This is a genomic window from Pseudomonas tehranensis (genome assembly GCF_014268615.1).
GTDB classification, from domain to species: domain Bacteria; phylum Pseudomonadota; class Gammaproteobacteria; order Pseudomonadales; family Pseudomonadaceae; genus Aquipseudomonas; species Aquipseudomonas tehranensis.
Window position 1 is genome coordinate 1 of record NZ_JABWQV010000336.1, and the last position, 4,447, is coordinate 4,447.

At 60.3% G+C, this 4,447-nt stretch carries 4 protein-coding genes; 1 reads left to right on the forward strand and 3 read right to left on the reverse strand.

All coding sequences use genetic code 11. The features are described 5' to 3' along the window. Positions 1 to 106: 106 nt before the first annotated feature. From HU811_RS25320 to phhA, 3 genes are all read right to left on the reverse strand, one after another. Positions 107 to 1,300: an amino acid aminotransferase gene (locus HU811_RS25320; protein WP_186658739.1), complete on the reverse strand. Its 1,194-nt coding sequence runs from the start codon at positions 1,298 to 1,300 to the stop codon at positions 107 to 109. After that, positions 1,300 to 1,656: a 4a-hydroxytetrahydrobiopterin dehydratase gene (locus tag HU811_RS25325; RefSeq protein WP_003184087.1), complete on the reverse strand. Its 357-nt coding sequence runs from the start codon at positions 1,654 to 1,656 to the stop codon at positions 1,300 to 1,302. Before HU811_RS25325 ends, HU811_RS25320 begins: the two co-directional genes overlap by 1 nt. Positions 1,657 to 1,755: 99 nt before the next feature. After that, positions 1,756 to 2,541 carry a phenylalanine 4-monooxygenase gene (phhA, locus tag HU811_RS25330; RefSeq protein ID WP_186658742.1) on the reverse strand — a complete coding sequence of 262 codons (786 nt, stop codon included), beginning with the start codon at positions 2,539 to 2,541 and terminating at the stop codon, positions 1,756 to 1,758. 312 nt (positions 2,542 to 2,853) lie between these two features. Between phhA and HU811_RS25335 the strand changes: the two genes are divergently transcribed. Beyond that, positions 2,854 to 4,428, forward strand: a complete 1,575-nt coding sequence (locus HU811_RS25335) for a sigma-54-dependent transcriptional regulator (RefSeq protein WP_092397491.1) — start codon at positions 2,854 to 2,856, stop codon at positions 4,426 to 4,428. Positions 4,429 to 4,447 lie beyond the last annotated feature (19 nt).

The window sequence follows — 4,447 nt, forward strand, 5'->3', positions numbered from 1 at the left end:
CGAGCGAAGCGAGGCTGCGATCTTTTGATCCTGACCTTTCGCTCGGGACTCAAGGGGTAGGTAGGGGAAACATCGCAGCCTCGCTTCGCTCGGCAGCTCCTACATGTTACTTGCACACGTCAGCAATCGCCTCCGCCAGCAAATCCAGGCGCGTGGCATCAATGCCGGCCACGTTGGCCCGGCCTGTGCCGACCATGTACACGCTGTGACGTTCGCGCAGGTGCCTGACCTGTTCCGGCGTCAGGCCGGTGTAGGAAAACATCCCGCGTTGTACGCCGATATGGGCGAAGCGCTCACGCAAACCGTGGGGTTCGAGCGCTTCCAGCAGGCCACTGCGCAACTGCGCAATGCGCAGGCGCATGGTCTGCACTTCGTCGGCCCACAGGCTTTTAAGGTCCGGGTTGCCCAGGATCGTCGCCACAACCGCCGCGCCATGATCCGGCGGCGTCGACCACAGGTTGCGGGCGATGTTCGCCAGTTGGCTGCGGATGTCCACCAGTTTGTCGGCATCGCCGGCGCAGACGATCAGCGCGCCAGTGCGGTCGCGGTACAGGCCGAAGTTCTTCGAACAGGAACTGGTGATCAGGACTTCAGGCAAGCCTTGAGCAAACAGCCGCACGGCCCAGGCATCCTGCTCCAGCCCATCGCCGAAACCTTGATAAGCGAAGTCGATCAACGGCAGCAGGTTGCGGCTGCGCATCACCTCCAGTACCTGGCGCCATTGTTCCTGGGTCAGGTCGAAGCCGGTGGGGTTATGGCAGCAGGCATGCAGCAACACCACATCGCCCTTGGGTGCCTGGCTGAGGGTCGCCAGCATCGCGTCGAAATCCAGGCGATTGTCTGTGCCCACGTAGGGGTAATGACTGGTCTTGACCCCGGCAGTGGCGAAGATGGTTTCGTGAATCGGCCAGGTCGGGTTGCTCAACCATACGCCGCGGCCCGGCAGGCATTGGGCAATAAAGTCGGCACTCAGGCGCAGGGCGCCGGTGCCGCCCGGCGTCTGGGTAGCTCCGGCGCGTTTGTCCTTGATCAGCGTCGAGTCGGCGCCCAGCACCAGTTCATTGATCAACTGGCCGAACGCGGCGTCGCCATGACCGCCGATGTAGGTCTTGGTGCTCTGGCGGTCCACCAGGCGCTGCTCGGCCTGTTTGACTGCCGCAAGAATCGGCGTCAGGCCTTGGGCGTCTTTATAGACGCCCACGCCCAGGTCGAACTTGCCCGGATTGCTGTCCGCCGCGTAAGCCTCCATCAGGCCGAGGATCGGATCGCCGGGCACCCGGCCGATGGCATCGAAATGCATTACTTGCGGCCCTCGGCGGTCTTGGCCACGTCATCGGTGCGGGCGGCCATGATGAAGTCATTGCGGTGCAAACCTTTGATGGAGTGGCTCCACCAGGTCACGGTGACTTTGCCCCATTCGGTGAGCAGGCCCGGGTGATGCCCTTCGGCCTCGGAGATTTCCCCGACGGCGTTGGTGAAGGCCAGGGCGTGCTTGAAATTCTTGAACAGGAAGACTTTTTCCAGCTGCATCACGCCGTCGCGCACTTCGATGTTCCAGTCCGGGATCTGCTTGATCAGTACCGGCAGTTCTTCGTCGCTGACTTGTGGAGCGTCGGCGCGGCAGGCTTCGCAATGGGCTTGGTTCAGAGTGTTCATGGTGTGTTCCCGGATCGAATATTTGAAAAACGTCGATGCACTCACGCTAAAGCAAAGCCGCGTTGTGCAACAGACTCAATTGAGATTAAAAGACGCGGTTCACGCAGCTTTTGGCGGAAATTTCGGAGCGTGCAGGCCCAGTTCGCGACCGCGCTTGACCATGCCCATGATGTCTTCGTGGGCCAGGTCGAACAGTCGCTTGAGCTCGGGCAGCACGAAATACACCGGCTGCAGGATGTCGATGCGATAGGGCGTGCGCATGGCTTCCAGCGGATCGAAGGCTTGATGCTCCGGCTCGTCCGACAGGCAGTAAACGGTTTCTTTGGGCGAAGACAGGATGCCGCCACCGTAGATGCGCCGGCCTTGCGGGGTTTGCACCAGGCCGAACTCAATGGTCATCCAGTACAGGCGCGCCAGGTAGACGCGTTCTTCCTTGGAAGCCTGTAGGCCGAGTTTGCCGTAGGTGTGGGTAAATTCGGCAAACCAGGGGTTGGTCAGCAGCGGGCAGTGGCCAAATATCTCGTGGAAAATGTCCGGCTCTTGCAGGTAATCCAGTTCTTCGCGGGTACGAATAAACGTCGCGACTGGAAACTGCTTGCTGGCGAGCAATTCAAAAAAGGTCTGGAAGGGGATCAGCGCCGGTACCCGCGCCACTTGCCAACCGGTGGTTTCGCCCAACACCTTGTTGATTTCACCCAATTGCGGGATACGGTCGTGTGGCAGGCCCAGCTTGTCGATACCGTCCAGGTACTCCTGGCACGCACGGCCTTCGATGACTTTGAGCTGGCGGGTGATCAGCGTGTTCCACACCGCGTGTTCTTCGGCGGTGTAGCGGATAAAACCTTGCGCATCGGGCTCGCGGGCCACGTATTGCGTCTGCTTCATGCTGCTCTCCTGCTGATTTCCCTCTGGGGGACGGCTTGTTTGTTGTTATGTCCAGCGATGCATTAGAGATAACCCGAAGCAGGCGTTGGCGCAGCGGCGAGACGCAGAGATCAGTCTCTGATTAAGGTCAATAACGTAAAGTTTTCGTTACATTTTGGCTGGCGGGGCGATGTGCTGGAGATTTTCGAGTGGGAATCGGCCTACAACTGTCACATAATCTTGACGACTATTTGCGCGCCACTGCAGAAATTCTTTGGGGCGAGGGAGTTTGCTGCCCTCGCCACGAATTCCTAATACACATCGGGTCTTTTTATGCGCATCAAAGTCCATTGCCAGAACCGCATCGGCATCCTGCGGGACATTCTCAACTTGCTGGTGGAGTACGGAATCAACGTCGCCCGCGGGGAAGTGGGCGGTGAGCACGGCAATGCGATTTATCTGCACTGCCCGAATCTGATCAACATCCAGTTTCAGGCGCTACGTCCGAAGTTCGAAGGTATTGCCGGGGTGTTCGGCGTCAAGCGCGTCGGGTTGATGCCCAGTGAGCGCCGGCACATGGAGCTCAACGCGCTGCTCGGCGCCCTGGAATTTCCGGTGCTGTCCATCGACATGGCAGGCTCCATCGTCGCCGCCAACCGGGCAGCGGCGCAGTTGCTCGGGGTGCGGGTGGACGAAGTGCCAGGAATCCCCCTGTCCCGGTACGCCGAGGATTTTGATCTGCCGGAGCTGGTGCGGGCCAATCAGTCACGCATCAACGGCTTGCGGGTCAAGGTCAGGGGCGATGTGTTCCTGGCGGACATCGCGCCACTGCAATCGGAGCACGACGACAGCGAGGCCATGGCCGGTGCGGTGCTGACGCTGCATCGGGCGGATCGGGTCGGCGAGCGCATTTATAACGTGCGTAAACAGGAGCTGCGCGGCTTTGACAGCATTTTCCAGAGCTCGAAGGTGATGGCTGCGGTGGTCCGCGAAGCCCGGCGCATGGCGCCACTGGATGCGCCGCTGTTGATAGAGGGCGAAACCGGCACTGGCAAGGAGTTGCTGGCTCGCGCCTGTCACCTGGCGAGTCCGCGCGGGCAGTCTCCGTTGATGGCGCTCAATTGCGCGGGGTTGCCCGAGTCCATGGCCGAGACCGAACTGTTCGGCTATGGCCCCGGTGCTTTCGAGGGCGCCCGGGCCGAAGGCAAGCTCGGTTTGCTCGAGCTGACCGCCGGAGGCACGTTATTCCTCGATGGGGTGGGGGAAATGAGCCCGCGCCTGCAAGTGAAATTGCTACGCTTTTTGCAGGACGGTTGCTTCCGTCGTGTCGGCAGCGATGAAGAGGTGTACCTGGATGTCAGGGTGATCTGTGCGACGCAGGTGGATTTGTCCGAGCTCTGCGCCCGAGGGGAGTTTCGTCAGGATCTGTACCACCGTTTGAACGTCCTTTCGCTGCACATCCCGCCCCTGCGCGAATGCCTCGATGGCTTGATGCCGCTGGTGGAACATTTTCTTGACCAGGCCAGTCGGCAGATTGGTTGTGCGCTACCGAAACTGGCCCCGGCGGCGATGGACCGTCTCAGTCATTACCACTGGCCAGGCAACGTTCGGCAGCTGGAAAATGTGCTGTTCCAGGCCGTTTCCCTATGTGATGGCGCAACGGTGAAAGCCGAGCATATCCGCCTGCCGGACTACGGCGTGCGTCAGCCCTTGGGTGATTTCTCCCTGGAGGGCGGACTGGACGATATCGTCGGGCGATTCGAGAAAGCGGTGCTTGAGCGCCTGTACTCCGAACATCCTAGTAGTCGGCAACTGGGCAAGCGGTTGGGAGTTTCCCATACCACCATCGCCAATAAGTTGCGTGAGTATGAGGTTGGCAAAAAACCGGCTGAAGATCAAAACATGTAGGAGCTGCCGCAGGCTGCGA